The organism is Microcoleus sp. Pol8_D6, from assembly GCF_036700965.1.
Classification (GTDB): domain Bacteria; phylum Cyanobacteriota; class Cyanobacteriia; order Cyanobacteriales; family Microcoleaceae; genus Microcoleus.
Genome location: NZ_JAUBPW010000025.1, coordinates 13,264 through 39,189 on the forward strand (window position 1 = coordinate 13,264; position 25,926 = coordinate 39,189).

Consider the following 25,926-nt stretch of genomic DNA (forward strand, 5'->3'; position numbering starts at 1 on the left):
GACTGCTGAATGTTGAGTAAAATCTGGTAACTGCCAACTGACAACTGGCTACTAACTACTGACTACTGACTTCAAAAGCTTACCCCTGAATCCGGCGGCTCAAACTGCCGTACCTAGAAGCAAGGCGAGCTTTACCCGCAGCGGCCCAATCTTGGAGAAACTGGATTTGTTCTTGAGCCGTTCTGGCTAAGGGCACCATCTGACTAGCTGATTCTAAAATATCATCTGTCGTAAAGTCTCGATTTTGACTAAACCCAATGTGCATGGCTTCAATCAAAGTTTGCTCGATTTCGGCCCCTGAAAAATCGGGAGTTTCGTAAGCCAATCGCTCTAAATCGTAATTTTTGATGCTGTGCGATCGCAACCGCAACAAATGTACCTCAAAAATCGCCCGCCGTTCCTCCTGGCTGGGCAAACCCACAAAAAATATTTCGTCAAACCTGCCTTTTCTCAGCATTTCTGGCGGCAAAGACTGGATGTTGTTGGCTGTTGCTACCACAAACACCGGCGAAGTTTTTTCTGCCAACCAAGTAATAAAAGTCCCGAACACCCGGCTAGTTGTGCCGGAATCCCCTTTACCGTCCAATCCAGCAAAAGCTTTGTCAATCTCGTCAATCCACAGCACGCAGGGGGCCAAAGCTTCGGCTAGCTGAATCATTTGCCTGGTGCGGGATTCCGATTCTCCTACTAATCCGGCAAACAAACGCCCGACATCCAAGCGTAGTAAAGGCAAATGCCAGTGGTGGGCGATCGCCTTTGCTGTTAAGGATTTTCCGGTTCCTTGAATTCCGACTAACAACAAACCTCTGGGATGTGGCAAACCGTATTGGCGGGCTCGATCGGAAAAAGCACCGCCGCGTCGCAGCAGCCATTCTTTGAGATTGTCCAAACCACCGATATCGGATATATTTTCGCGGGCTGGGTAAAAATCCAGAATTTGAGTTTGGCGAATGGTTTGGCGCTTTTCTTCTAAAATCAGTTCCGCGTCGTCGGGATGGAGTTCGCCTCTGGTGGCGATCGCCTTGGCCAAAACTCGACGGATTCGTTCGAGCGACAGCCCTTGACAGGAGCGCACTGTTTCGTCCAGCAAACGCCCTTCAATGGCTTGTCCGGTAGCCCCTAATAGCCTTTCTACCTCAATTTTGATTTCCGCCGCAGCAGGCAGGGGAAACTCCAAAACAGTCATCACTTCGCTGAGGTCTTCCGGGATCGAAACTATAGGAGATACGATGACAATATTTTTGGGTACAGATTTGAGGAGTCTCGCCAAATTCCGCAGCTTGCGGGAAATCGAGACATCTTCCAAAAACCGCTGAAAGTCGCGCAGAATAAAAATTGCCGGCGCGGTGGCCGGTAATTTTTCGAGAAATTCCAAAGCTTGCAGCGGGTTGCGCTTGCCAAAACCGGCATCGTTGGGATTGCCTTGGTAGCCATCAACAAAATCCCAGATGTAGACGGCGCGAGAACCTTGTTTTTTGGCACTTTGGGCGATCGCGGCTTCTACGCGCTCTTCTTCCCGTGTCGGAATGTAAATTAGGGGGTAGCGCGATCGCAGCAGTAGTTCAAACTCGTCGCTAAAAATAGTCATTAGTCAGTTGTCAGTGGTTAGTTGTTAGTTGTCAGTGGTTATTTGTTATTTTTTATTTGTTATTTCTTATTAGCTAATGCCAACTGCCAACTGCCAACTGCCAACTGCCAACTGACTAAGGCAATTGCCGTTTAAGTGCTTCCAGAGATGCCCAGCGACTGTCTGAGACGGTTTCGGAGCTTTCTGTATTTGCATCATCAGTTAAAGAAATTCCCGGACATTCAGTATCGCATATCTGTTTGTGCGGCAGTTCCAAGCACATTTGCTCGTACACCCAATCGCCCGGAGAGAAATAGCCGCCTGGGGACAAATTTTCCACCAAATCTTCTAAAGCAACTTCTATTTCTGCTGAACTTGAATCTGTTTGATTTGCTGTTTCTTCGAGCCAGATTAGTTCTGATGAGTTGAGTGCCAAACGATGATTGTATTGTTTCAAGCATCTGTGGCAGGTGAGAGTAACAATTGTTTCTGCTTTTGCCTTCACCTCAAGATAATTCCCTTGGTGAGTCACTTGCAGTCGCCCTCGCACCGGAGTAAGAGTTTCTAAATCGGGGATAAATTCTTCAAAATCAATGACCTCTTTCCGCTCACTTTTTGTGAGTAGATGAGGGATATAAATTGTCTCCATAATCTTTTGCCTTCCTACTTCTTGAATTCAAAGGTCAAAAGGAATAGTTAATTTTTAACTTCTTCCTTCTTCCTTCTTCCTTCTTTAGCGTCAGCGCAGTCGCACTACCAAACGCCGATCGGGTTCTTGTCCTTGACTGTAAGTTTCTATATCCTCACATTCGCTCAAAAAGCTGTGGACTTGACGGCGTTCTGCCGAAGACAGCGATTTTATTTCAAATTCAACTCCCGTTGATCGGGCTTGATCTGCTGCGTACTCTGCCATCGATCGCAATTCCTCTTGCCGGCGAATGCGATAGCCATTTAGTTCAACTGTATAAGGAATTGATTCCTCTACTTCCTGACCTATATTCTGAACCGTGTTACAGAGGTACTGAATGGCATCTATTACATTACCGTTTGGCCCGACTAAGATTGCAACTTGTTCTGGAGTCAGATTGCTTTCATCTATTGTCATCCAATAGCAATCTTTTTGTTGTTCGCATACCACTTTTGAAGGAATTGCGGACAGTTGTAGCAATTCTTCTAACCATGCCTGTCCGCGCTGCATTTGAGAGTCTTTCATTGTTGTTAAAATCAAGCCTTTTTCTTAGAACGCTTGGGCTCAAAGGGAAGTGCATCTAATCCTTGTTCTTTTTGGGTTTTCGCCTCTGCTTCGTCCACTATTTTTTGGAGGTTTTCGGGCAGCGGTTCTCGCGACAAAATAAACGATTGAACTGTTTGGAAGATGTTAGCAATCAGCATATACATCAATACGCCGGCGGGCAGCGGGAAGAACAAAAACATCCCTGAAAATATGACTGGCGTCAGTTTGTTAACTGTAGCCTGTTGGGGGTTATCGTTTGGCCCTTGTGCTTGTCCTGAAAGGGTTTGGTTGATGTACAAACTGATGCCGAAGCCCAGGATCATCACCAAAATATCCCAGTGGATTGTACCGTCTGAGTCGATCGCGCCAACGCGGCCTAGAGCTTCAATAAACAGGAATCCTTTGTTAGTAGCCAATCCAGGGATTGTGCCTTGAACTGTGGCTTCACCGGGCGCTAATGCCGTGATGTTACCCTGTTCATCTACCTTGACCACTTCTTCGCCTTTGATGACTTTCCAGCCGGGTTCAAAGTCGATTTCGCTCTTATTTTCTGCTGCTAAAACTTTGAGAGGTTTGCCCTCTGGGGTTTGAAAATTAATTTTGGTTGTGTCGCCGATTGCGAGTTTGTCGCCGCCTGGAATTACGCCCACAACAGGAGCATGAAAAGTACCTGTGACGTAAATATTTTGTGGCGGTGTAGCAAAAGCTTGCGGTTGAACAGTTTCGATTTGTTCTTTCGGCAAAACTTGAACGTTAACGCTGTAATTTATGTCAGAAAACGGCGAACCCCTGAGCGTTGCAAACAGTGCAAACAGCACTGGCATTTGCAGCACCAATGGGAAGCATCCTGCTAAAGGATTACCAAATTCTTTGTATACTTTGCTCATTTCCTCCTGCTGTTTTGCAGGATTTTCTTTATAGAGTTTTTGAATTTGATCTACTCGCTCTTTCATCAATGGCTGCGCTACTTTCATGCGCCGCATATTGCGAAGAGAGCCTGCATTGAGAGGATAAAGAGCAAAGCGAATCACGAGCGTCAGAGCTACGATCGCTAAACCGTAGCTTGGCACGATCCCGTAGAAAAAATCTAGGATCGGGAGCATGAGGTTGTTGGAGAGAAACGAGATACCAAAATCCATTCGCTTTGAGTTAATTTAGGTGCTCTATGTTTACTGTTGAGAACTATTTTCACCCGCTGAACGCGAGCCGCCTCAATTTTTCGGGTTTTGTCTCTATCTTAGGACATTGCCTGTCGATCGACCGCCCAGTCTGCGGGTTTGTTGTAATTAGTTTGCCAATACTCGCACTCACTTTACCCTGATTTGAGGGCGAAGCGGTTCGGTTATTTAGCTTTGGCCGCGTTTGCTTTTTGAGCGGCTATGGGCAGTTTTTCGTTAATGTAGTCATACATTGCTCGAAATTTCGGCATAGCTCTGAGTTCCAAGCGACTGCCATTTTTCATGGTGAGCACCATGTCTCCGTAAGTCCCGAAACCGCGAGGTACAGTGACGATTTTGACTATATCTGAGTAGATAACGTCTGTCTGATCGCCCCCCATCCAACCGCTAGTTACGGACACTCGGCGGCTCGTAATCCGATAGCGTAGCCACAGAGCCCGGACAATTGCTCCTACTGCTAGGGGGATTCCCACCACAGTCAGCCCCAGGAGTAAATTCAGGATCAAGTCTCCGGCCGCGGGGCCGCCTTCATAATATACTTCCTCTCGAATTCCCATCTAGTACCTCGGCTTCTACCAACAACTGCTCTAATTCTTGCAGAATTTCTGCATAATTGCACTCTTGTGCGATCGGACGCACGACAATTACTAAATCCCACCCGAATTTTAATCGGGGCAATAGCTGTCGCAAAGCTGCCCGAATCTGACGCTTAATCCGGTTGCGGACTACAGCGCGTTTGCTGACTTTCAGGCTGATGGAAATGCCTGTGCGAGTGGGCTGCAAGGATTTTTCGTCTGTCGGTTTCGCAAATTCGGCGCTTTTTGGTTTACGCAGAGCTCTTAAACTGAAATGGGCCGAGTTGCGGCGCATTCCCTTGCGGTAGACGGCGCTGAAGTCTTTTCGGTGCTTAAGTCGGTTTGTCTCGGGCAACATGGCGTAGGGCGATCGTGGAGGCCTCTCAACCTTGATGCAGTGCTAGACTGCGAGGCGGTGGCGACCTTTGCTGCGGCGAGCTTTGATTACCAATCGACCGGTTGCCGTACGCATTCTGGCGCGAAAACCGGATGTTCTTTTTCTTTTGCGGCTGGTTCCGTGCAGGGTTTGCTGTGTCATTTTGATTTCTCCCGGCTTGTTACTTTACTTTTGATTAATATTCACAATCTTCTAGTGTACCATAGAGTTGTTTTCTTGGCAATAATGTTTTGATGATTTGAATTGAGACTAAGAGTGAAGTTGCGATCGCAGCCTTGAATGATTGGTAAAGGCTAGAATCCCGCAGGCTTTAAGTGCGGTGGCGTTCTGAACCACTGATATCTATTGAAAGCCTTGCGAAAAGAATTAATTGGATGTTTGAAAAACAATGCGTTAAAATGCCAAATATAACCAACCAGAAAAAACAGATGAATGCCACAGTATTAACCCCAACTCCGAATCATTTAACCCAATTAACTTATCAAGTTCTCATTGAAAAGCACGATGAAGACCTCTACAGCGCAATAGTTTGGGAATTGCCAGAGTGCAGAAGCTCAGGATCTACTAAAGAAGAAGCTTTAAAAATTTTGCACCGATTGTTGACCGAGCGTCTAAAAAAAGTCGAAATAGTCTCTCTGACAGTAGACATTCCCCAAAGTGAAAATCCTTTAATGAAGTGGGCAGGAGCCTTTAAAAATGATCCGCACTTTGATGAGATGCTAGAAGATATTGCAGAACTGCGCCGCGACCGGAATGCACAAATGGCAGAATATTACGATCGACTCGATGAAGCAGAAGCCACCAATAAAATTGAGGTGGAGGAAACAGCTAAGTGACTTGGTGGATATTTGATACAGACCATGCCACACTTTTTGGGCAGGGGAATCCACAAATAGTGCAGCGTGTCAGTGAACTTAATCCAAAAGATATTGCTATTACGATCGTTAAATTTGAAGAGCAAATGTATGGACGACTTAACCGTATCAGACGAGCGACATCAGGGAATGAAATAATCTCAGCTTATGCAAGTCTGCGAAAAACCATTAACTATCTGACCGATTTTGAGTTGCTTGACTTCGATCTAGATGCTGAAAATTATTATAGGGAATTTTGGCGGCAAAAAATCCGCGTTGGCACGCAAGATTTACGGATAGCCGCGATCGCACTTGCAAAAAGCGGTATTCTACTTACCCGGAATCGTCGAGATTTTGAAAGAATCCCTGGATTGAGGTTTGAAGACTGGTCAGTGCAATGATTGAGATGTGCGATCGAGCATGATGTAGTTGTGGAAAAAAGTTCGATGGAGTTCACGATGATTCGACCAACTACACCCAATGACACCGCCGCGCCGATCGCCCTGGCCGACGCCACCGACCTGTTCGAGCCGAACCAACTCGATGAAGTTGGCGAAATGCTGGCTGAGTAATTCGGTGGCAACAGCGGCAGCCATCGCTTTTGGAGCGCAGACGACGCCAGAGTGTCTCAGCCAAATGCGCCAAATGCGCGTGGCTCTCTCCCGACGGAATAGGCCTCTTTCTGCCATGCGATCGCGCCTGTCAGCGTCCCGCCTACCTCTTGCAGTTTGTCGCCAATGCTGGAAGTCGGCAAACCGTCTTCTGGGCACAAGCAGCGGATTACCAGCCAGTGAAAAGCGGTCAGCCCAAAGGGTGGCGGCAGGTTTTTTGGCGATCGACTGCTACGCTAAAAGCGGGAATCCGCCCTCTGCCGGATATGTTAACAATTCTTATTGTTCTTAAACTAGAAAGAGTAAATCTAGTTCGCGATCAGAATTTATGTTGCTTCCAGCCGACCAACGCACTAAGTTAGACGACACCGACGACAATTTTTTCTATTCCGCTCCCCGGTTTGTGACTCACGTAGACGATGGATTCATTGAGCAACTAACCGATTTATATCGGGAACGGCTGAAACCGAATACTCGGATTTTTGATATGATGAGCAGTTGGGTTTCTCACTTGCCCGACGAGATGCAATTTGCCCATGTAGAAGGGCACGGCATGAATGAAGAAGAGTTGGCAAAAAATCGCAGACTAAATCATTATTTCGTGCAGAATTTGAACGTAAATCCCAAATTGCCACTGCCAGATGCAGAGTTTGACGCCGTTGTCAACTGCGTTTCGGTACAGTATTTGCAGCACCCAGATGCGGTTTTTGCCGAGATTCACCGGATATTGAAGCCGGGTGGCGTAGCAATTATGAGCTTTTCCAACCGGATGTTTTATCAAAAGGCGATCGCGGCTTGGCGGGAAGGTTCCGAGGGCGATCGGGTCGAATTAGTTAAGGGTTACTTTGATTCTGTCAAAGGAGCGAATATACCTGGATTTAGTAAGCCGGAAGTAATTGTTCGCAAGCCTAACTTGCCGAGTTTTATGCAAATGCTGCGAATAGGAAGTGGCGATCCGTTTTATGCGGTAGTTGCTTACCGCCAAAGTTAGGATTTTGGGGCAGTAAGGACTTTAGGACTTTAGGTGGAGATTGAAAACACTAAAGTCCTTACTACAAACCCATCTAAAGCTAAGCTCTTTAGGTTAGGATATATTTAATATTTGTTCCTAAAATATGGAAAACCAACTTTTGCAGCGCATCACACTCGATCCAAATATCTGTCACGGAAAACCCTGTATGCGCGCTCTCCGATATCCAGTATAGTGAATTATTGAATTACTTAGTTCTGGTATGAATGCTAAAGAAATTATAGATGACTATGACGATTTAGAACATGAGGATATTCTAGCTGGTTTGCTATTTGCAGCGCGACGGAATCAAGTGAAAAGCATATACTGAGTATTGTAGTTCATCAGTAATCATAAAGTAGGGTAAAACCTTGATATGAAACCATACCAGCAAATAGCGATCGACGAATCTGGCGAACCTTTAGTCCCTATTCCAGCAGAACATTTTGCCTTTGAAATGCCGCACCCTTATCAAAAGTTGGGTGCACCGTATCACAACAGCAAAGCAGATTCCCCTTACTACTTGCGGCAAGGAGTTGTAGATAGTTTAATCGCCGCTCAAACCCAGCTACAGCAAAATCATCAAAATTGGAAAATTCTGATATTTGACGCTTATCGGCCGGTGGAAGTGCAGCAATTTATGGTAGATTATACTTTTAATCAAATTGCCATAGCTCAAGGCTGCGAATTTCCGGTTTCCGAAGACAAACGCCAAGTGATTATAGAACACGTATATCAATTTTGGGCAGTACCCACTCTTGATCACGCAACCCCTCCCCCTCACAGTACAGGTGCAGCTTTAGATATAACTTTAGTGGATGAAAACAATCGGCAAATTGATATGGGTTCTCCGATTGATGAAATATCAGAACGTTCTTATCCCGATTATTTTTGTAATAGCAAGGAGCCGCAAAAACAGGAATATCACCGTCGCAGGCAAATATTAAAAAATGCGATGATAGCTGCGGGTTTTCAGCAACATCCTAACGAATGGTGGCATTTTTGTCTGGGCGATCAGATGTGGGCTTGGTTGACAAATCAAAACAATAGTGGTAGTCAATTGATTGCCCGATATGGCCGCTATTAAAAGGGTAAACAATTAAATCGGAACGGGCGCACCCGCGACCTTAAGAAAGGGTTTTTTTGACCAAAAACCTCAGCTTTTAACTGCTTCCTGTGGCAATAAACCTGGTTTCTGACACTCTGTGCCTCCCGCACTATAAAAGTATGAGCAAAATAAATCATTTGTGTCAGGATACACTGCAACTATTGCCAGCGGGGTAGCGGTGGTTTAAAATCAACGAGAGCTAACAAGTGCAGGCAATATTTGCCAGCACCGCAAACCCTAAAGGATAACTCAGAGTTCACCCAATGAAAGCACTCATCCTCTCTGGCGGTAAAGGAACACGCTTGCGTCCCCTCACCTATACGGGTGCTAAGCAGTTGGTTCCTGTAGCAAATAAGCCGATACTGTGGTACGGCATTGAAGGAATTGTGGCGGCTGGGATTACTGATATTGGGATTATTATTAGTCCCGAAACCGGGGAAGAGGTGAAGACGAAAACAGGTGATGGATCTCGCTTCGGCGCGAAAATTACTTATATCTTGCAAGCAGAGCCGGCAGGGCTCGCTCACGCGGTAAAAGTTGCCAGACCGTTTTTGGGCGATTCTCCGTTTATTATGTATTTGGGAGATAACTTAATTCAGAATCAGTTAGATCCGTTTTTAGAGATTTTTAACAAGCAGAAACTAGACGCTCTGATTATGCTGCGTCCCGTTTCCAATCCCTCTGCTTTCGGTGTGGCAAAAGTTGATGAGAAAGGCAGAGTTTTGCAGTTAGTAGAAAAACCAAAAGTTCCGCCGTCAAATTTAGCACTGGTGGGAATTTACTTTTTTGCTCCTACTATCCACGAGGCGATCGATCAAATTCAACCTTCGCCCCGGGGCGAACTCGAAATTACCGATGCCATTCAACAGCTCATCAATCAGGAAAAACACGTAGAAGCCTGCAATTTAGAGGGTTGGTGGCTGGATACGGGGAAAAAAGATGATTTGCTCAGTGCAAACCAAATCATTTTAGATAGCTGCATCGTAGCTTCAACTGAATTAAAAGTAGATGCGAAAAGTCAAATTATCGGGCGAGTCCAAATAGGAGAAGGAACGGAAATCATTAATTCTACAGTTCGCGGGCCAGTGGTAATTGGGGAAAATTGTCGCATTGAAAATTGCTTTATCGGGCCTTACAGCAGTATTGCCGATCGCGTGACGATGATTGATGCTGATATCGAACACAGTGTAATATTGCAAGGGGCGAAAATAGTTGGCATTCACCAGCGAATTGTTGACAGCGTGATCGGGCAGCGAGCTCAACTCACCAATGCACCGGCTCGTCCAAAAGCTCTGCGGTTTATGATTGGTGATGACAGTCAAATTGAGTTATAGCAATCCTTGCAGGAGTCGTAAACTTTTTACCTCACCCCAACCCTCCCCGCGGGTTAGGGCAGGTAGTAAGAAATTCACAAATGATTTAGGATTGCTATAGCTTAAATTGAGATATTGCCCATATCGGACGCAATAATCCTGATTTAACAAGAGATAAATTTTCTTGTGGGGAGTAGGGGTTGGGCATCCGGCCCGCCCTTGAACAGGCAAGATGCCTGTTCCACAATTAATTAAAATTATTCACACAGCAAAGCGGCGTGTTCACAATTAGTTACAATGATTGCAACAGCGAAGATGCCTGTTCCATAACTAAGTCATAGTAAGTTATTTCAAGGAGAGGAAAGTTTGGAGTACGAAGAAATACCAACTCAACAGATAATACATAAATTGCGGCAAACTTTGGAGCCGCGAATTGGTATTGCTGAGCTGTCGCTGTTGGGAACAGAAAATAGTACGCTCGCCCAAAATGAAGATGATGAAGATATCGCCCTTTTAAAGGCAGGTTTCGACATTTATAATATCCCCATTACCTCTTACCAAAGGCGACTCGGTTCCGCAGTCATCGTTGTTAGGAAAATAGTCCGAAAATTGCTCAGACCGGTACTCGAACGACAAGTAATTTACAATTTTGCTAATACGCGGGTCGTGCATACATTAAGCACACAATTGCAAAAATTGCAAGAAAATCAACAAACTATCTTTGAAAAAATTGAATCGGAATTCAGCAGCGAATATCCCGAAGTTACAGCACAGCTTGAGACTCAACAAAGAGCAATCGCAACTTTTCAGTCGGAAATAGAGCAAATTAAAGCAGTGCAGCAGCAACATACTGCTATTTTAGAGAAGATTACCGCTCAATTGCTCGATCGAGAAAAATAAAGCATCAAAGATGACCACACTGCCCATATGTTCGTTAATTATAGTCAACTATAACGGTCTGCGCCACACGAAAGATTGCTTAAAATCTCTACAAAAACTTGCGTATCCCGAATCGCAACTCGATTTAATTGTAATTGATAATTGTTCTCAAGACGATTCCGTTACTTCCCTGCGCGAACTATTCCCCAAAGTTCGGATTTTTGTCAACTCCGCCAACAACTTTGCGAAAGCCCTCAACCTCGGCATCAGTGAAGCAAAAGGGCAATATATCGGCTTTCTAAATAACGATGCTACCCTTAACAGTGGCTGGTTAGAGATTCTTGTAAAACGGCTAGAAACTAATAAAGAAGTAGGTGCGACTAGCGGCAAATTACTGTTTAAAGACGGGCGAATTAACAGCGCTGGTATTCAGCAATTACCTAATTTTTATTGGCAAGATGTCGGCTTTGGTGAAAAAGATTCGGGACAGTACGATACAGAACGGGAAGTCGAAGGGCTTTGTTGGGCGGCGGTACTTTTCCGCAGGAAATGTCTCGAAGATGTGGGGCCGATAGATGAAGATTTTGTGATGTATTTTGAGGATGTAGAGTTTGCCAAACGCTGCCACAAACGCGGTTGGAAAATGCTTTATACTCCCGCAGCTATCGCCCATCACGAGTATCGAGGTTCGAGTAAAGGCAGCAAACTTACCGAGTATTTCTGCAACCGCAATCGGTTTTTGTATTTGGCAAAACATGAACCGTTGCAATTAGTCAAAGGAATTCACACTTCGGATTTTTTTACTAACAAGCAGTACGATTTGCTGTTCGAGAGTTTATTTGTCGCGATTAAAAAACTTCTAGATTATCAGAAACCAGAAATCATTGAAACTGTATTACCACAGTTGTCGGAAAAGTTGGCGGTGATTTACAGTCGGATGAAGATCGATCGCATTTTGTCTCGATTGCAGGTGGTTCGGGGCGATCGCAAAATGTCGATCGCCATTTACGATCACGGACTGCATTTTATTGGTGGGGGTCAAAAATACGTCGCTACCCTCGCATCGCTGCTACAAAATGAATTTGATATTACTTTTATCGCCAACAAACCAGTTGCTGTTTCCGACTTAGAATCCTGGTACGGACTCAACCTTTCAGGATGCAAAATTAAAATTATGCCCTTGGCGTTTTACGAGAAACGCGGAATGCAGTGTATCGATTCCAGCATCATCGTGGAAGATATGGAAAATCCCTTTGATGAAATTGCCAGAGAAAGCAAAAACTACGATATTTTCATCAACGCGAACCAACTGGAAAAAGTTAAACCACTGTCGCCGATCTCAGTATTTTTCTGCCACTTTCCCAATACCTTCCGCAACCGTCACTTTGCTGTCGATGATTACACTTTCATTATTGCCAACAGTCAATTTACCGTCAAGTGGTTGGAGAAACGCTGGAACCTACAGCCAACTTTTCTGCTTTATCCGCCCGTGGAAATGGCAACAGTTAAAGTGCCGAAAGAAAACATAATTTTGGCTGTGGGACAGTTTGAAGCTGGGGGAACAAAAAAGCAAATTGAACTAATTAAAGCTTTCCGCTGTTTGCTAGCCGATTATCCCAAACAACTTGAAGGATGGCGACTAATCTTAGTTGGCAGCAGCATTCCGAAAAATCCTTATTTAAAGACGGTTCAGAATTTATTGAAGCAAGATTCAAGGGGGATAGATATCAAAGTCAATGTTGACTTTGATGAGGTAAAATCACTTTATGCTAGAGCAAGTATATTTTGGCACGGCTGCGGTTTGGGTGAAGTCAATCCTCAAAGATTTGAGCATTTCGGGATGGCGACGGTGGAAGCAATGCACAACTATTGTGCTCCGATTGTTTTCAACGGTGGCGGCCAACCGGAAATTGTCGAACATGGGCGATCGGGCTTTGTGTTCAATACCGTTGAGGAACTGTGCCAGCATTCACATCAACTAATTGTTAATCCTGATTTGCTAGCAGAACTTCAAGCTGGTGCACAGCAACGCAGTCAGAACTTTAAACTTGCATATTTTGAGAAAAAAGTCAATAGTTTTTTTGATATTATTCACCAAGAGTATGCTACAATTCGGCTGCCAAATCCTGCCGATATAGCTCAAATGCTCGATCGAACTTAAAGGCTAATTCAAGCGTGTCTAACCCACTTTTAATCAATTTATCCTTCTTAAGTGCTGAACCAACGGGAATCGGAACTTATGCAGCTAATCTTTTCCCGCAACTGCAAAAGCTAAAACCAACATTACTGACTTCCCAGCAAATTAACCATTATACTTGCTACCAAATTCCCGAAACTCTGACACCGAATCGCGGCCCGAAAGGACAAATTAACAGGCTACTGTGGACTCAGTTTGAGTTACCTAAAATATACAAAAAATTGCAGTCAAGCCTGATATTTTCCCCTATTCCCGAAGCACCTTTGTATTCCGGCTGTCGCTACATTGTCACAGTTCACGATTTAATTCCTTTGCGATTTCCCCGACGGTTTTCTCGATTAACAGCTTATTTTCGCTACTACATACCGCAGGTTTTGCGGCAAGCAGAACACATTATTTGCGATTCTCAAGCAACGGCGGCAGATGTTGCTAACTTTTTCCAAATTCCTCTTAAAAAGATGACCGCAATTCCCCTAGCTTGCGATAATATCAATTTTAGATATCTCGACTTGCCAGCCAAAAATTATTTTCTTTATACCGGCAGACACGATCCTTACAAAAACTTGGAAAGATTAATCGGTGCATTTGCGAGTTTGCCCGATCGCACAAATTACGAATTGTGGCTAGCAGGGCCTCCCAATGCCTACACACCGCAGTTGACAGCACAAGTTGAAAAATTAGGTTTACAATCTTTGGTAAAGTTTCTCGGTTACGTTCCCTATTCTGAATTGCCCATACTGATGAATCAGGCGATCGCCCTAGTTTTCCCTACACTTTGGGAAGGATTCGGCTTACCAATTTTAGAAGCAATGGCTTGTGGCACACCCGTCATCACATCCAACCTGTCATCAATACCAGAAGTCACCGGAGATGCCGCATTATTAGTCAACCCTTACAGCGTCGGAGAAATAGCCGAAGCCATGCAAACACTAGCCACAGATTCAAAAGTGAGATCGAACTTAAAAACTGCTAGTTTAGCCAGATCATCTCAATTTAGTTGGCACAAAACCGGAACAGCAACCGCCAACATCTTACAGCAATATCTTTAAATCTTCCCTCTCTTCCTTTCTCCTCTCTGCGTCCTCTGCACCCTCTGCGGTTAAATAAAAAAAATGCCACCCAAAAACCGCAATCTACATATTATCCCATGCCCAATCCCCAATCTAACTTACTAATTAACCTCTCCTTCCTAATTTCCAAACCCACCGGCTTAGCCATCTACGCCAAAAACCTATTTCCCCACCTAAAATTCCTCAATCCAACATTACTAACAGCCGAAAATTTCCCCAATAACAACTGCTACCAAATCCCCCCCAACCTCACACCAGAACAAGGAACCAAAGGACACATCAACCGATTGCTGTGGACACAAACCCAACTCCCCAAAATTTACAAACAGCTAAAATCTAACCTGTTATTTTCCCCAATTCCCGAAGCTCCTCTATTTACAGGTTGCCGCTATATAATTACAGTACATGACTTGATAGCGCTGCGATTTCCCCGCCGCTTCGATCCTCTGACACCTTACCACCGCTATTACATTCCCCAAGTCCTGCGGCAGGCTGAACACGTCATTTGCGACTCGGAAGCAACTGCTAAAGATATCAATAATTTTTGCCATATTCCTACTAATTTAATTACGCCAATTTTCCCCGGATACGATACCAGTTTTTTCCGTTTTTTAGACTTGCCAACAAGCAATTATTTTCTTTATATCGGCCGCCACAATCCTTATAAAAACGTGCAGCGAGTTGTAGCCGCTTTTGCGGCTGTCCCTGATAATTCCGAGTACGAATTGTGGATAGCAGGTTCGGAAGATAAGCGCTATACGCCGCTGCTGAAAGCGCAGGTTCAAGAATTGGGATTGGTCGATCGAGTAAAATTCCTCGATTACCTCCCCGCAGCCGACTTGCCCAAAGTCATCAACCAAGCGATCGCCCTGGTTTTCCCCAGTCTTTGGGAAGGATTCGGTCTCCCCGTGCTGGAAGCAATGGCCTGTGGCACTCCTGTCATCACCTCTAACCTGTCTTCAATGCCGGAAGTTGCGGGGGACGGCGCATGGTTAGTCAACCCCTACAACGTCGAGGAAATTGCCTCTGCTATGCAAGAGCTTGCAGTCGATGCCAAAGTTCGATCGCACTTGCGGGAGATCGGTTTAGCCAGAGCAAAACTATTTAGCTGGGAAAAAACAGGCCTGGAAACTGCTGCTATTCTCGATCGATATCTTTAACGAAGGAAGTTCGGCAACGGATGTAACGGATGTAACGGATGTCGAGAAGAAGGAAGAGGGAAGTTCCGCAACGGATGTAACGGATGGAAGAAGGAAGAGGGAAAAAGGAAGAGAGAAGAAGTCAGTAGGCCGATTTAATAACTAATGCCCCATGCCCCATGCCCAATTCCCAATTCCCAATTCCCCTGACAGCCTGAGTGAGGGACTGTAGACCCTTTTACTTATTGATACCCAACTGATCGCCGCGCTTGTACTGCTGATAAGCAGCAAAAAACAGCCCCGCCAGAGTAACAAAGATTAGACCCAGAACAATACCTGAAAGCAGCGGTTCTACCATGAGATCTCCTTAACGTTAAGATTTAACAACCTATTTTTAATATTACCAGCACTTACACAGATGAATTTGCCAAAAAACGCCCTTCCGGGAGTATCAGACCTTGCTCTCCCCGCTGCGAACGATTAAGCTATGTTATGAGAAATAAATTTTCTTGTAGATACTATTTTTAATTGAACTCCTTTGAATAACCAACTTGCCCGGAATGAAATTAAAAACCCGATCGAGCGACTTGCCATATTTGGGCTAGCGGTGTTGCTTGCCATCATCTTGGCGACGCTCGCAATTCGTCAGTTTCAAGTCGCCGATCCTTACGTCAAAAGCGTACTATCCCTCACGGGCAACCCGTTTCAGGGTTCCGCCATCTTTCAAATGAACTGTGCGGGGTGTCACATCTCCGTTTCAGACAGTCAAGTCGGGCCCAACTTGCACGGAGTGTCCGAGCGCAAATCCGAATTCGATCTGATCCGGCAAGTCACCAGCGGGCAAACCCCACCAATGCCGCAGTTTCAACCGAGTCCGCAAGAAATGGCCGACTTGCTCAAGTATCTCGAACAAATTTGACCAAAGAAGGGGAACGGAATTCGTTCCCCTTCTTTGGCAGAGCCTCGAAACCCATGCTTAGAGGTTCTGTTTCCCGCTAGTCCCTCTCTGCAGGGACAGCAGGCAAGTGTATGCTCGGTTTTAACTGCCGAGTTTGATATGCAGACTAAACCAGCAAGCTAAAACTCTGAGCCGATAACTGGCTCGGCTGTACGCCCGTAAGTATAGCTAAAATCCGGTCACTGTTGGCGATTCCGATCGCCGTCGAGCCATTAGTTTCGGTCAATGACAGTTGATTGAAGTCCAAGCCTCCCACCAACCCGATCGAATCAACTCCTGCGGTGAAGTTGAAAATCGTGTCAATTCCTCCGCCCGCTGACAAGACAAAGCCATTGCTGCCACTGCCGCCGACGAGGGTATCGCTGCCAATGCCGCCAAAGAGCAAGTCATCGCCGGTGTCAGCAAAGAGCAAATCATCGCCGCTGCCGCCAATTAAGGTATTGTTACCCTCGCCGCCGCAGAGAGTGTCATTGGCTTGATCGCCAAATAGCACGTCGTCGCCCGCGCCTCCCAAAATTACGTCATCGGCTTTGCCCCCGTACAATATGTCATTGCCTTCGTCGCCAGAAAGAGAGTCGTTGCCACGATTGCCATAAATCGTATCGTTACCGCGATCGCCAAAAATCAGGTCAAACCCTTTGCCACCAAAGAGAGTATCGTTATCGATGCCTCCGTAGATAGTATCGTTGGCTATATTGCCATTGATATAGTCACCGCCCCCTCGACCAAAGATCAAATCGTTGCCACCCAACCCGAAGATAGAGTCACTGCCGACACTACCCACGATCGTATCGTCACCGTTAGGGCCGTTGCTCACAGCCGGTGAAGGAGTGCCGGGCTGATTGGGAGTAGCGATCCTGGGGAAGTTCTCAGGGCAAACCAAATCTGTCGGTACAGGTGCAGGTGTCGGCGTCGTTACAGGTGCAGGCGTCGGCGTCGTTACAGGTGCAGGCGTCGGCGTCGTTACAGGTGCAGGTGTCGGCGTCGTTACAGGTGCAGGTGTCGGCGTCGGTGCAGGTGCAGGCGTCGGCGTCGGTGTAGGTCCAGGCGTCGGCGTCGGTACAGGTGGCAGTGGTGGCGTCGGAGTCGGCGTCGGTTCAGGTGTCGGCGTCGGCGTCGGCGCTGGGAAGTTGCCGAAGTTGATGCCGCTGACAATAGCGCCCGAAGTTAGAGTGATGTCGGCGGGTTCGGGTGTGCTTTGGGTGAACCCAGTTTGGTTGACTTCCCGAACACGGTAGGTTCCCGGCGTTAGGTTTGCGAACAGGTAGTTCCCGCTGTTGTCTGTGGTAGTAGTAACAGGAGCAGGAGCAGTTCCAGCTACGACATTGGTTAACTGAATTTGGAAATTGGGTAAACCCGGTTCTCCAGCATCCTGAGTGCCATTGTTGTTGGTGTCTTGGAACTTCAGACCTCGGATCGCCCCGGGTTGTGGCAGGAAGTTGCCGAAGTCAATGCCTGTGATGTTATCAGAGGGATTAACCGTAACGGGGGCGGGGTTGGGGGTCGTCTGCGTCCAGCCATTTTGCTGGACTTCCCTTACCTGGTAAGTACCTGCGGGTATATCTCGGAGAGTGTAGTTGCCCGCTGCATCAGTGATGGTAGTGGGTTCGCCCTGCTGAAAGATGCCATCGGGATTGATACTGTCGAGGAATATTTGCCAGTTACCTAGCCCCAATTCTCCGGCATCCTTAAGGCCGTTGTTGTTGAGGTCATTGAATTTTTGACCGCTAATAGTGCTCGACTGGAAGTTGCCGAAGTTGATATTAGCGATGTCTTGACCGCTGGTGACAGTGATGTCATCCGGGTCGGGGGTAGTTTGCGTCCAAGTAGGCTGCAAGACTTCCCGCACCTTGTAGGTTCCGGCTGACAAATCGAGGAATTTGTAGGTGCCTGCTGCATCGGTAAGGGTGTTCGGTTCCCCGGTGTCGAGAGTGCCGTTATCGTTGGTATCGAGGAAGAATTGCCAGTTGGCAAGCCCTACTTCCCCGGTATCTTGTACCCGGTTGTTGTTGAGGTCATTGAACTTCAGACCGCTGATGCTATTGGGCTTGAAGTTGCCGAAGTTGTTATTTTGGGAGTCGGTACCGCTAGTGACGGCGATCGTAAACGCGCCGGAAAGAGTAGGCGTGGCTGCATTGACGGCGGGCACAGTTTGCGTCCAGCCTGTTTGTGGCACTTCCCGCAGTGTATAAGTGCCGGCTGGCAGGTTTGTGAACTGGTAGTTACCGGCGACATCGGTGACGGCGGCGTTAGTGCCTGTTTCGGCGGCTACTGCGTCTTGGACACCGTTGTTGTTGGCATCCAGGTAGATTGTCCAGCCTCCTAGCGGTGGTTCTTCTGGCCCATCTTGGATGCCATTTTTGTTGAGATCGTTAAATTTAATCCCGCTGATTTTGCCCAACTGGAAGTTGCCGAAGTCTTGAGCCGTAATGTTTGTGCCGCTGACCGGGTTAATTGGATAAAAAGTCGGGCCTGCGGTTTGTGAGAAACCAGTCGGCACGTCTTCTCTCACAAAGTGCCGACCGGAGCCGACGTTGGGAAAGCTATAAGTGCCAGGAGCTGCTGGCGCTGTTCCGGTAACTTGAGAGGCAATTTCCGCATCACCGCTATCTAAAGTGCTGTTATCGTTAGTATCCTTGAACAAGCGAACGGTAGTGCCGTTGAGGGGGGTGTCGTCAGCAGAGAAGCCGTTGCCTGTGATGTCGGTGAATTTGGTGCCACTAACGGTGATGTTTTGGAAAACGCCGAAGTTTTGACCGGTGACGGGAGTACCGCTTTGGGCACTAACTAGAATTGCGGCAGCGGGGAAAGAGATGCTGGAGTTGGCTGGGGCAGTGGCTTGTATCAGGTAATTGCCGGGGCCTATCTCCGAGAATGTGTAATCTCCTGCTCCTGCAGTGGTTTGTGCAGTGCCGACAACAGTATCTGTGCCGACTTCTAGCGTGTTGTTGTTGTTGGTGTCTTTGTATAAGTTAACGGTGATGCCGTTTAATACGGTGTCATCGGGCGTGAAGCCGTTGCCGGCGAGATCGGTGTAGGTTTTGCCTGCGATCGATGTTTTCTGGAAATTACCGAAGTTGGCACCCGTGACATTAACAATACCCGTATTTGCCGGAGTCGGGCCGAGGGTCTGCACCCAAGCATTCGCAGGGGTTCCAGCGGGTGGCGCTTCTGTAATCGGAGTATCTGTTTTTACGTCGCGGATGATGTAAGTGCCGTCGGCTGCGGTAGTAGCGCTCTTCGTGCCTACAGAAATCACCCAGCCCGGAAGACCTGGTTCAGTCGCCGCGGCACCTTGGAGGCTATCCCCGTTAAAGTCGTTGAATTTAACGCCTGTGACGATCGGGCCGTACTCGTAGGCGCCGATATCAACAGCAGTGCCGATCGTCCGAGGAAAGCCAGCACCCCGCTGATCAGTTGCCCCGGCAGCCGCAGCCGCAGCCGCGTCGCCGCCATCGATCGCCGGATTAGGAGTCGCAGTGCTGTCAGCCAAAGCATAAGTCAGGGGAACGCCTGTAGCCTGGTTCAATGCTGCGGTAGGGACGATGACATTTGCTAGAGGAACTGTCAGTTGCTGGGCTACAGGTAAATTGCTCCCAGTAACATTCCCGATCAAATTGTTGATACTGGTGGCGGCGAAAGAGGTCCCGAACACGTCAGGATTCGCGCCGCCGAAATTCCCGGCGACGATCGAATTTAGGACATTGACAGTACCGCCGTTAGTAGCAATGCCCCCGCCGACAGCAACAGCAGGAGCAGTAGCAGTCGCAGTGTTAGCAGTGATGGTGTTGTTAGTCAGAGTTGCAGTAGCGCCGCTGTTGACAAAAATCGCGGCCCCCGCGCCCTGGCCCGGTGTCGCCCCCGCGCCTCCGGTTGCTGTGTTGTTGAACAAAGTGCTGTTGTTCAGGGTCAAACTGCCAGCATTAACAAAAATTGCGCCTCCCAAACCAGCACCACCGCCGCCACCGGTTGGACTGCCGGCGCCGCCCGGGGTAAAAGCTCCGAGAGTCGTGCTGGCTCCGCCTGCTGTACCGCTGCCACCTCCGCCACCGAAGCCGCCGACACCACCGTTGCCGATCGCACCTGGGGGAGTGCCGGTACCGCCAGCGCCGCCAGCGCCGCCACCGCCACCGAATCCGGCAGCGCCGCCAGTGCCACCAACGCCCCCAGCGCCTGCAGTGCCCGTACCTGCCTGACCGCCGATGCCGCCAGCGCCACCGCCACCGCCACCGCCACCCAAGCCTCCAGTGCCACCGATGCCGCCGATGCCTCCAACTCCGCCATTAGTACCGCCCGGTGTACCGCTGCCACCAACCCCTCCCGCGCCACCAATTCCGCCGTTGAGACCGGTTCCTGGCAATCCGCCACTGCCAGCGCCACCACTGCCGCCAGGGCCGCCTGGCCCACCTGCCGCGCCGTTATTTACCAAGCCGGGAAGGCCAGCTTGACCGGGGCCGCCTGCGGAAACGAAGGGAAACAGGCCTGCAAAATCGGTGTTGCCGCCAGGGCCTCCGGCGGCGTTCGCGACGGGGGCGCTGCCATTGCCGCCCGTAGCGCTGTTGCCATTGAAGGTAACGCTATTAACTGTGACATTGCCGCTGTTGATAAATAGTGCGCCGCCCATGCCTGCTGCACCGCCACCGCCCCCCGTACCGGGACCGCCTTGCGCTCGACCACCGGTCAATGTCAAGTTGGAAAATGTGACTGGGGTAGTCGCGCTGTCGATGAAGAAGCCCCGGTTATTGCCCAGATCTAGGGTGAAACCGCCGCCGGTAAAGGTGATGGGGGTGGAAATTCTGGGCAGAACCTGTCCCACCCCGAAGGTGATGTTGCCGGTGATGGTGATCGTGTCTGCATTGGGCAAAGCGTTAGCCAGAGTTATCGCATCTCGCAGTTCTCCAAATGTGGCGACTAAAACTGCACTGTAAGCTTCCCTCGCCTCCGCAGAAAATGCCAAAGGTGTTTCAATGTTTCCCGTAGTCACTTCCAGCACCCAGTCTCCACCCAATGCCGCACTGCCGGTCAAGTTATCGGAAGCTGCAATATTGGCTCCCGTGAGCTGGCTCAGCCTTTCCACAAAAGCAACACCTGCTTCTGTGGCGGCGACGTTGCAACCGTAAAGCAGAATTTCTGGTTTAGCTGTAATTGGAGAGTTAGAGTTTGCCTCAGTTGTTGGCAAAGTAAACCATGTTTCTAAATAATTGCGGTAGGCTTCAATGTTGCTGAGATTAAGTTCTGTTGCTCCCAGTTGCAAGCTGGCTGCTGCGCCGTGAGACAAAATGTGGACGGCTGCAATGTTTTGCCGCTGTTTAAGTGTTTCGGCGATTTGCTCGATGCCGTCGCGATCGCCTTTCAGAATAACAATTTCTGTATCGGGATTGACCGTTTCTGTTAAACTTTCGCAATCTTTAACTTGAGAGTCTGCAAAAACAATCTGGTGTTTCCGTTCTTTATAGAGTTCCACGTTCAAATTCTCCTGGTACACGCACACATCAAATTCATATCACAAACCAACCGCAGCAGCGATCGAGCTTTCTCCGGTGAGTGCGGATGAGAGTCGATCGCCCCTAACTTTCACCTAAATTGAATATTGACAAAAACCTTTTTTTATGCTCCCCTGCCCTAGCTGAGTTAGTTTGATTGCTTAGAAGTGTTAAAGGGGGATATTGTTCCGGCTGTTACAAAATGTTGGAAAAGACTTGCGCGCTGTTTATGGATATACCAGATATGGAGAAAACAGCAGATTTTATAAAAATTGTCAATCGAATAGTGAACTGATGATGATCGATATTGGTTAATCAAAAGTCATCAATCACGGTTATTAGCTGTAAGCTGGTGTTATTTGGTACTTGTTGGCTGCTGAATTATCTGTATGTGCGATCCTCTTCGAGGGCTTCGCTAACGAACAACCGCAATCAAATTGCTTGGCAGTAAGGAATACAAGTCCTCTGAGTTTTATGACCACTTGCATTCCTCACTAGAAGCGTGATAACTGTAATTTTACAGGAATAGATAGGCTGACTCATGACTAACATTCCTGGAGCCTATTAGACTCAATAAACCGGCTCGAAGAAAGAAAATTAGGCGTGGCAGTCCAGAATATTAACTCCTCTTCCAGGTTTGTGCGTCAAAGACTCACTAATTACCAAGTTTCTTCATCGGGATGATTGGAATTGCTCCAGATTTCCACATCTAAATCATTGAGATAAATCAGAGCCGTTTCAATCTGTTTACTTGTACCGTTAAGTTCCAAGTCAAACCAACCGTCATCTAAAGTTTTAACACCCAACAAAGCAGCATTAAAATTCACCGTCAAACCGTATTCAGAAATCAGGTGAGAAATGACAGGTTCCTGATGATATTCTTTAGGAATACGAATGCGAATGCGCGTTTGAGTTGGTCTGTTGTCACGACTATCAGATTGGAGAATATCTGATTCTTGGGTTTTGTCAAAATTGCCGATCGCCTCAAATAGAGATTCGCTAGTGTTGTTATCTAACATTGGGGACTCCTAATGTTTGTTTCAGTTTACATTTTGCACCAATATCTTGTAGGGTGGGTCGGTGTGAGATTTTCCGGATTCCAACCAGCTTTTCGATAGCGCTACACCATACTAATGACTAAAAAGTTCGCCCCCTACAACCTCATGAATGGTGATTATTCTTCAACTTCTTTGATCCTAGTTTTTCGTTCTAAAATCTCCTTAAGCACGAGGGTAACAACTGCTAAAAGACCTAGAACTACCGCCGCCGAAAATGCGGCTTGCGTCGCATACTGCTTGTAAGCATCCTCTACAAACAAAGGTAAAGTTTGCGTTTTTTTAGCAATATTTCCCGACACCACAGAGACGGCTCCAAATTCTCCCATTGCTCTAGCATTGGTCAAAATTACTCCGTAAAGCAATCCCCAGCGAATACTCGGAAGCGTGACATTCCAGAAAATTTGCCAGTCATTTGCTCCCAAAGTTTTCGCCGCCTCTTCTTGATCAGTTCCCACTTCTTCCAAAACAGGAATCACTTCGCGCGCCACAAAAGGCAAGGTAACAAAGGCAGTAGCTAGCACCATTCCCGGGAAGGCAAAAATAACCCTGATATTGGCCGCCTCCAGCCACGGCCCGAACCATCCCACCCGACCGTAAAGCAGTACAATCATTAAACCTGCAACTACGGGAGAGATGGCAAAAGGCACGTCTAAAAGGCTGATTAATAGCGTGCGGCCCCGAAATTTATTGCGACCAATTACCCAGGCTGCACACAAACCGAATACTGTATTTATAGGCACAACTATCAGAGAAATTACCAGGGTAAGTTGCGCTGCGTGCAGAAAATCCGGCGAAGTTAAGTTAGACAAAAATGGCTCAAATCCCTTTCTGAAAGCTTGATAAAAAACGTTGAGAGTGGGGATAAATAAGACCAGAGCGAGATAGCCGATCGCAATTCCGATCAAAGTTGGTTTTACCCAAGCTTTTTCCTGACTCCGGCTAGAACCACTGGGCGGAAATTTGTAACCAGCGGGTGAATTGATATTAGCCGTCATAGCGTCTTCTCCATGCTTGTAATAGATTTATGGCGAACAGCATTGCCAGGGAAATAGCTAACATGAAAGTGCCAATAACTGTTGCTCCTGCATAGTCGTACTGTTCCAACCTTTGGAAAATTAAAACTGGCGCGATTAAATCTTTGAACGGTATGTTAGAAGCTACAATTACAGTAGATCCGTACTCGCCAACCGCTCGCGAAAATCCGAGTGCTACTCCGGTTAAAATAGACGGAAATAGTGGCGGCAAAACTACTCGCCAGAAGGTTTCAAATTGAGAAGCCCCTAAGCACCAAGCTGCTTCTTCGATATCTTTTTCCATTTCGTTTAAAACTGGCTGTACCGTTCTAACGATAAATGGCAAGGAAATAAATATCATCGCTATACCTACGCCCAATCGAGTAAACGATATCTTGATTCCCAAAGGTACAAAAAGCGAACCAATCCAGCCGTTATCGCTGTAAACTGTGGCGAGGGTTAAACCTGCGACGGAGGTGGGCAGTGCAAAAGGCAAATCGACGATTGCATCGACAATCCGTTTTAAGGGAAAGTCGTAGCGGACTAAAACCCAGGCAATTAATGTGCCGAATACTCCGTTAATTAATGCCGCAATTAATGCCGTAAAGAAGGTGACATCGTAGGCGGAAAGGGCGATCGGACTGGTGGCAATTGCCCAAAATTCGGCGGGGTTTGCTGTGCTGGCTTTCAGCAGCATTGCTGCAACTGGGAGCAATAGCATTAAGCTGAGGTAGCCTAGGGTGATTCCCCAAGGTAATGTGATTTTGCCGATCGCCCTTTTGATATTTTCGATCGGAGATTGAGGGTTACTGATTGCAGATGATTCAGCCATAAGTCAATAGTTTTGAGTTGGAAAGAATAATTGCGCTCCGGGGCGGGTTTTACCAAAAATAATTGCCTAAAACCAATCATTTCGTAAACCCGCCCCGGCCACTACTGTCTAATTGAACCTTGGATTTTGTCAAAAACAGCTCCGTCATCGAAGAATTTCTTCTGAATATCTCCCCAACCTCCTAAGTCTTGAGCTGTAAATAGGGTTTTGATGGGGGCATATTTTTGGACAAATTCTGGTTCCGTCGCTACTGTCGCATCTACTGGGCGGAAGCCTGCTTTGGCAAATTCTCGCTGAGCTTCTGGGGTGTACAGAAATTTGACAAATGCTTCGGCGACTTCGCGAGTGCCGTGTTTATCAACGTTTTTATCGACAATGGCAATCGGATTGTCGATCGAAACATTAACTTCGGGAATAGTATAAGTCGGTTTTTCGCCTTTCTGACCAGCCAGAAGAATCTCGTTTTCGTAGTTAATTAAGGCGTCGCCTTGGCCTTGTTTGAAAAATACGTCGGTGGCTTCGCGGGCGTCTTTAGTCAGGATGGGGACGTTTTTGTAAACTTTAGTAGTCAAGTCTAATGCTTTGGTTTCGTCTCCTCCGGTTTTAACAACCGAACCCCAAAGTGCGAGGAAATTCCAGCGTGCAACGCCTGATGTTTTAGGATCGGCAGTAATCACTTTTACTCCGTCTTTGCTTAAATCTTCCCAGGTTTTGATGCCTTTGGGATTACCTTCGCGAGTGACTATTGCTCCTACGGATTTACTGACTATACCTTCGTTGGGGACTTCTTTTTCCCACCCGGGCTCAATGAGTCCGGCTTTTTCGATTTTTGCGGTGTCGAGGGCGAGGGCTAGGTGTACGATGTCTGCTTCTAAACCGTCAATTACGGCCCGAGTTTGGGAACCGGAACCGCCGTAGCTTTGGTTAAAGGTGACGGTTTGGCCTTTTTCTTTTTGCCATTGTTCTACAAACTTGGGAATTATCGCTTCGTGGGCGGCTTTGGTGACGGCGAAGGATACTAGGGTTAATTCTACGTTGCCTTTGTTAGCTGCTGGGGTAGCACCGCCTGGAGTGGCTGCGGGGTTGTTGGTGGTTCCCTGGCCGCAGGATGCAACCGCCAGACTTAAAGTTATTCCCACTAAAAATAGGGACACAAATCTTTTCAGGGCAGTAAATGATTGATTTGTGCTGGCTGATGGCTGCTGTGGCCAGTGAAGGTGTTGAGTTAGGCGTTGCCACGGGCTCATTATATTTGTTCCTAAGCGAGAAAGTACGGTTATTAGGTCGGAATACCGTAATTATGGTTGTGAAGTACGATTATAGACAAGAGCGAGTCAAAAGGCAACAAAAAAAACAAATTGGGGTAACTCAGGGTTGATCGCATATCCTGAAGTCTTTTCCGTCGGTGCTTTGGATTCAGATTCGGGGTAAAATGTAAAGTGTATAAATAC

24 protein-coding genes and 1 pseudogene are annotated in these 25,926 nt (G+C 47.3%); 12 read left to right on the plus strand and 13 right to left on the minus strand.

Features of this window, described 5'->3' with window-relative positions:
* Positions 1-79: 79 nt before the first annotated feature.
* The 7 genes from QUA10_RS12320 to rpmH all read right to left on the minus strand — a co-directional run bounded on the left by QUA10_RS12320 (position 80) and on the right by rpmH (position 5,092).
* Complete coding sequence (locus QUA10_RS12320; protein ID WP_333083012.1) at positions 80-1,588, minus strand: AAA family ATPase; 1,509 nt, start codon at positions 1,586-1,588, stop codon at positions 80-82.
* A 115-nt stretch (positions 1,589-1,703) separates the two neighbouring features.
* Positions 1,704-2,216 (minus strand): YceD family protein, encoded by a 513-nt coding sequence (locus tag QUA10_RS12325; protein ID WP_333083011.1) that lies wholly within the window; start codon positions 2,214-2,216, stop codon positions 1,704-1,706.
* Between the two features lie 90 nt (positions 2,217-2,306).
* Positions 2,307-2,780, minus strand: a complete 474-nt coding sequence (locus QUA10_RS12330; protein WP_333083010.1) for a R3H domain-containing nucleic acid-binding protein — start codon at positions 2,778-2,780, stop codon at positions 2,307-2,309.
* Between the two features lie 11 nt (positions 2,781-2,791).
* Positions 2,792-3,940, minus strand: a complete 1,149-nt coding sequence (yidC, locus tag QUA10_RS12335; protein WP_333083009.1) for a membrane protein insertase YidC — start codon at positions 3,938-3,940, stop codon at positions 2,792-2,794.
* A gap of 203 nt (positions 3,941-4,143) precedes the next feature.
* Positions 4,144-4,536: a PH domain-containing protein gene (locus tag QUA10_RS12340; protein ID WP_333083008.1), complete on the minus strand. Its 393-nt coding sequence runs from the start codon at positions 4,534-4,536 to the stop codon at positions 4,144-4,146.
* Entirely contained in the window at positions 4,508-4,912 is a 405-nt protein-coding gene (gene rnpA, locus QUA10_RS12345) for a ribonuclease P protein component (protein ID WP_333083007.1), read from the minus strand. Before rnpA ends, QUA10_RS12340 begins: the two co-directional genes overlap by 29 nt.
* Before the next feature lie 42 nt (positions 4,913-4,954).
* Positions 4,955-5,092: a 50S ribosomal protein L34 gene (gene rpmH / locus QUA10_RS12350; protein ID WP_006632320.1), complete on the minus strand. Its 138-nt coding sequence runs from the start codon at positions 5,090-5,092 to the stop codon at positions 4,955-4,957.
* 287 nt (positions 5,093-5,379) lie between these two features.
* Here rpmH and QUA10_RS12355 point away from each other — a divergent pair, with 287 nt between their 5' ends.
* The 11 genes and pseudogenes from QUA10_RS12355 to QUA10_RS12405 all read left to right on the plus strand — a co-directional run bounded on the left by QUA10_RS12355 (position 5,380) and on the right by QUA10_RS12405 (position 15,152).
* Positions 5,380-5,787, plus strand: coding sequence for a type II toxin-antitoxin system HicB family antitoxin (locus QUA10_RS12355; protein ID WP_333086267.1), 408 nt, complete (start codon positions 5,380-5,382; stop codon positions 5,785-5,787).
* Positions 5,784-6,206, plus strand: a complete 423-nt coding sequence (locus tag QUA10_RS12360; RefSeq protein WP_333083005.1) for a type II toxin-antitoxin system VapC family toxin — start codon at positions 5,784-5,786, stop codon at positions 6,204-6,206. Before QUA10_RS12355 ends, QUA10_RS12360 begins: the two co-directional genes overlap by 4 nt.
* A 142-nt stretch (positions 6,207-6,348) precedes the next feature.
* Positions 6,349-6,708: a hypothetical protein gene (locus tag QUA10_RS12365; RefSeq protein WP_333083004.1), complete on the plus strand. Its 360-nt coding sequence runs from the start codon at positions 6,349-6,351 to the stop codon at positions 6,706-6,708.
* A gap of 36 nt (positions 6,709-6,744) precedes the next feature.
* On the plus strand, positions 6,745-7,407 hold the full coding sequence (locus tag QUA10_RS12370) for a class I SAM-dependent methyltransferase (protein WP_333083003.1): 663 nt from the start codon (positions 6,745-6,747) through the stop codon (positions 7,405-7,407).
* A 124-nt stretch (positions 7,408-7,531) separates the two neighbouring features.
* Positions 7,532-7,756, plus strand: a pseudogene (locus QUA10_RS12375) (DUF433 domain-containing protein).
* 45 nt (positions 7,757-7,801) lie between these two features.
* The gene (locus QUA10_RS12380; protein WP_333083002.1) at positions 7,802-8,512 is read left to right on the plus strand and encodes a M15 family metallopeptidase; all 711 of its coding nucleotides are present in this window, start codon (positions 7,802-7,804) and stop codon (positions 8,510-8,512) included.
* 284 nt (positions 8,513-8,796) lie between these two features.
* On the plus strand, positions 8,797-9,867 hold the full coding sequence (locus QUA10_RS12385) for a glucose-1-phosphate thymidylyltransferase (protein WP_333083001.1): 1,071 nt from the start codon (positions 8,797-8,799) through the stop codon (positions 9,865-9,867).
* Between the two features lie 345 nt (positions 9,868-10,212).
* Complete coding sequence (locus tag QUA10_RS12390; RefSeq protein WP_333083000.1) at positions 10,213-10,746, plus strand: hypothetical protein; 534 nt, start codon at positions 10,213-10,215, stop codon at positions 10,744-10,746.
* 10 nt (positions 10,747-10,756) lie between these two features.
* Positions 10,757-12,886, plus strand: coding sequence for a glycosyltransferase (locus QUA10_RS12395; protein WP_333082999.1), 2,130 nt, complete (start codon positions 10,757-10,759; stop codon positions 12,884-12,886).
* 14 nt (positions 12,887-12,900) lie between these two features.
* A complete protein-coding gene (locus QUA10_RS12400) occupies positions 12,901-13,971 on the plus strand; it encodes a glycosyltransferase family 1 protein (protein WP_333082998.1) in 1,071 nt (356 codons plus the stop codon).
* Between the two features lie 98 nt (positions 13,972-14,069).
* Positions 14,070-15,152, plus strand: a complete 1,083-nt coding sequence (locus tag QUA10_RS12405) for a glycosyltransferase family 1 protein (protein WP_333082997.1) — start codon at positions 14,070-14,072, stop codon at positions 15,150-15,152.
* 217 nt (positions 15,153-15,369) lie between these two features.
* On the opposite strand, the gene petG is transcribed toward QUA10_RS12405, so the two are convergent.
* Entirely contained in the window at positions 15,370-15,489 is a 120-nt protein-coding gene (gene petG / locus QUA10_RS12410) for a cytochrome b6-f complex subunit V (protein ID WP_006632329.1), read from the minus strand.
* A gap of 180 nt (positions 15,490-15,669) precedes the next feature.
* Here petG and QUA10_RS12415 point away from each other — a divergent pair, with 180 nt between their 5' ends.
* Positions 15,670-16,050: a c-type cytochrome gene (locus QUA10_RS12415; RefSeq protein ID WP_333082996.1), complete on the plus strand. Its 381-nt coding sequence runs from the start codon at positions 15,670-15,672 to the stop codon at positions 16,048-16,050.
* Positions 16,051-16,195: 145 nt separating this feature from the next.
* On the opposite strand, the gene QUA10_RS12420 is transcribed toward QUA10_RS12415, so the two are convergent.
* From QUA10_RS12420 to QUA10_RS12440, 5 genes are all read right to left on the minus strand, one after another.
* Positions 16,196-21,553 (minus strand): DUF4347 domain-containing protein, encoded by a 5,358-nt coding sequence (locus QUA10_RS12420; RefSeq protein ID WP_333082994.1) that lies wholly within the window; start codon positions 21,551-21,553, stop codon positions 16,196-16,198.
* 678 nt (positions 21,554-22,231) lie between these two features.
* A complete protein-coding gene (locus QUA10_RS12425) occupies positions 22,232-22,591 on the minus strand; it encodes an NIL domain-containing protein (RefSeq protein WP_333082992.1) in 360 nt (119 codons plus the stop codon).
* A gap of 155 nt (positions 22,592-22,746) precedes the next feature.
* The gene (gene cysW / locus QUA10_RS12430; protein ID WP_333082990.1) at positions 22,747-23,625 is read right to left on the minus strand and encodes a sulfate ABC transporter permease subunit CysW; all 879 of its coding nucleotides are present in this window, start codon (positions 23,623-23,625) and stop codon (positions 22,747-22,749) included.
* Positions 23,615-24,475, minus strand: coding sequence for a sulfate ABC transporter permease subunit CysT (gene cysT, locus QUA10_RS12435; RefSeq protein WP_333082989.1), 861 nt, complete (start codon positions 24,473-24,475; stop codon positions 23,615-23,617). Before cysT ends, cysW begins: the two co-directional genes overlap by 11 nt.
* 101 nt (positions 24,476-24,576) lie before the next feature.
* A complete protein-coding gene (locus tag QUA10_RS12440; RefSeq protein WP_333082988.1) occupies positions 24,577-25,722 on the minus strand; it encodes a sulfate ABC transporter substrate-binding protein in 1,146 nt (381 codons plus the stop codon).
* Positions 25,723-25,926: the final 204 nt, after the last annotated feature.

Bases quoted from the DNA above. Each gene is read 5' to 3' on its own strand.
- QUA10_RS12320 (WP_333083012.1), bottom strand. From the start codon at position 1,588: ATGACTATTTTTAGCGACGAGTTTGAACTACTGCTGCGATCGCGCTAC.
- QUA10_RS12325 (WP_333083011.1), bottom strand. From the start codon at position 2,216: ATGGAGACAATTTATATCCCTCATCTACTCACAAAAAGTGAGCGGAAA.
- QUA10_RS12330 (WP_333083010.1), bottom strand. From the start codon at position 2,780: ATGAAAGACTCTCAAATGCAGCGCGGACAGGCATGGTTAGAAGAATTG.
- yidC (WP_333083009.1), bottom strand. From the start codon at position 3,940: ATGGATTTTGGTATCTCGTTTCTCTCCAACAACCTCATGCTCCCGATC.
- QUA10_RS12340 (WP_333083008.1), bottom strand. From the start codon at position 4,536: ATGGGAATTCGAGAGGAAGTATATTATGAAGGCGGCCCCGCGGCCGGA.
- rnpA (WP_333083007.1), bottom strand. From the start codon at position 4,912: ATGTTGCCCGAGACAAACCGACTTAAGCACCGAAAAGACTTCAGCGCC.
- rpmH (WP_006632320.1), bottom strand. From the start codon at position 5,092: ATGACACAGCAAACCCTGCACGGAACCAGCCGCAAAAGAAAAAGAACA.
- QUA10_RS12355 (WP_333086267.1), top strand. From the start codon at position 5,380: ATGAATGCCACAGTATTAACCCCAACTCCGAATCATTTAACCCAATTA.
- QUA10_RS12365 (WP_333083004.1), top strand. From the start codon at position 6,349: ATGAAGTTGGCGAAATGCTGGCTGAGTAATTCGGTGGCAACAGCGGCA.
- QUA10_RS12370 (WP_333083003.1), top strand. From the start codon at position 6,745: ATGTTGCTTCCAGCCGACCAACGCACTAAGTTAGACGACACCGACGAC.
- QUA10_RS12380 (WP_333083002.1), top strand. From the start codon at position 7,802: ATGAAACCATACCAGCAAATAGCGATCGACGAATCTGGCGAACCTTTA.
- QUA10_RS12385 (WP_333083001.1), top strand. From the start codon at position 8,797: ATGAAAGCACTCATCCTCTCTGGCGGTAAAGGAACACGCTTGCGTCCC.
- QUA10_RS12395 (WP_333082999.1), top strand. From the start codon at position 10,757: ATGACCACACTGCCCATATGTTCGTTAATTATAGTCAACTATAACGGT.
- QUA10_RS12405 (WP_333082997.1), top strand. From the start codon at position 14,070: ATGCCCAATCCCCAATCTAACTTACTAATTAACCTCTCCTTCCTAATT.
- petG (WP_006632329.1), bottom strand. From the start codon at position 15,489: ATGGTAGAACCGCTGCTTTCAGGTATTGTTCTGGGTCTAATCTTTGTT.
- QUA10_RS12425 (WP_333082992.1), bottom strand. From the start codon at position 22,591: ATGTTAGATAACAACACTAGCGAATCTCTATTTGAGGCGATCGGCAAT.
- cysW (WP_333082990.1), bottom strand. From the start codon at position 23,625: ATGACGGCTAATATCAATTCACCCGCTGGTTACAAATTTCCGCCCAGT.
- cysT (WP_333082989.1), bottom strand. From the start codon at position 24,475: ATGGCTGAATCATCTGCAATCAGTAACCCTCAATCTCCGATCGAAAAT.
- QUA10_RS12440 (WP_333082988.1), bottom strand. From the start codon at position 25,722: ATGAGCCCGTGGCAACGCCTAACTCAACACCTTCACTGGCCACAGCAG.